This window comes from Falsigemmobacter faecalis, assembly GCF_003863335.1.
Taxonomy (GTDB): domain Bacteria; phylum Pseudomonadota; class Alphaproteobacteria; order Rhodobacterales; family Rhodobacteraceae; genus Wagnerdoeblera; species Wagnerdoeblera faecalis.
In genome coordinates this window covers 1-1,514 of sequence record NZ_RRAZ01000094.1, presented here as the reverse complement: position 1 = coordinate 1,514, position 1,514 = coordinate 1, and the positions used below count along the sequence as shown (strand labels likewise).

The window sequence follows — 1,514 nt, the reverse complement described above, 5'->3', positions numbered from 1 at the left end:
CTTCAGCGCCGCAGCCTAAGGAATGGTGCGGTCCAGCAACCGCTTACCGATCAGCGATGCGATCACGGCCCAGTTCTCTGCGCCGGCCTCATGGCCTGCGAAGAGCGCGTTTTTGCGGTTGAGGGCGATGGGTCGGATCGTGCGTTCGACGGGGTTGTTGTCGATCTCGACACGGCCATCGGTCAGGAAGATCTGTAAGCCGTCCCAATATTTGGCCAGATATGCCATGGCTTCACCAAGATTGGATTTGGCGGAGATACGAGCACGATGGTGTGTAAGCCATTCGGACAGTTCCGCCATCACGGGCGCTGAGCGGCTCTGACGGGCCCACAGCCGGGCTTCGGGAGCGGTGCCGCTGATCCCGGCTTCGATGGCATAGAGCGCACGGATCAGGCGCAGGCCTTCCTCTGCGATCGGAGCCTGTCCCATGCGGATGATTTCGATCAGTTTTCGCCGCGCGTGTGCCCAACAATATGCCAGCCGGATGCTGTGGTCGGGCGCCAACAGCCGGTTATATCCGGCATAGCCATCTACCTGCAGAATACCGCCAAAGCCTTGCAAAATGCGCTCTGCATGCTGCCCGCCGCGTCCGGGGGCATAGGTGAAGGCCACGGCGGGCGGTGCCGTTCCGCCCCAGGGGCGGTCGTCACGGGCCAGCGCCCAGAAGTATCCGGTTTTGGTCTTTCGCGCGCCGGGATCAAGGACCGGCGCCCGCGTTTCGTCCATGAAGAGCTTCGTGGACTGCTTAAGTTCCCACATCAGGGCGTCGAAGACGGGGCGCAGCTCGAAGGCAGCGCGCCCCACCCAATCGGCCAGGGTAGAGCGGTCCAGATCAACGCCCTGGCGGGCATAGATCTGCGCCTGACGATAGAGTGGAAGATGATCGGCGTCCGCGGGGCTTACGCGGCCCCACTGGGGCCACGGTCCCCTTGGACTTGCTGACGATGACATGGGCGATGGTGGCCTCGGTCGGCAAACCGCCCTGGATCAGGCGGGGCACGGCCGGTGCCTGCACCACCCCGTCCGTGCAGGAACGACAGGCATATTTCGGTCGGCGCGTGACGATGACACGGAACTGGGCCGGGATGACGTCCAGACGTTCGGAACTGTCTTCACCGATGCAATGCAGGTCGCCCCCGCAGGCGCAGGTCAGCCTCTCGGGTTCGACGGCGACTTCGATACGCGGCAGATGGGCAGGCAGCGTGCCGCGATTGGCGTTGCGCTTTCTGAGCGGGCGCTGCGCTTTGCGATCCTCGGTATCCTCTTCGGCGTGCACGGCCGCCATAGCCGTCTCGATATCCTCAAGCGCGAGATCGAACTGGTCAGGATCTGCCCTCTCGGAACGCTTGCCAAAGGCCGCCTGTTTGAAGGCTGCGACCAGCTTCTCCAGTGCCGCGATCCGGGCGTCTTTGCGCAGGTTAGCGGCCTGCGTCTGCTCGAGAAGAGCACGCAAACTGGCAATCCCGGCAAGAAGATCGTGAGTGTCCGGCATAGCCAAGACTTAGCATATGCCG

At 63.3% G+C, this 1,514-nt stretch carries 1 pseudogene; it reads right to left on the bottom strand.

The window, feature by feature from the left end:
* Window positions 1-48: 48 nt before the first annotated feature.
* A pseudogene (tnpC, locus tag EG244_RS20200) lies at window positions 49-1,492 on the bottom strand (IS66 family transposase); the annotation flags it as partial.
* Between the last annotated feature and the right edge of the window lie 22 nt (window positions 1,493-1,514).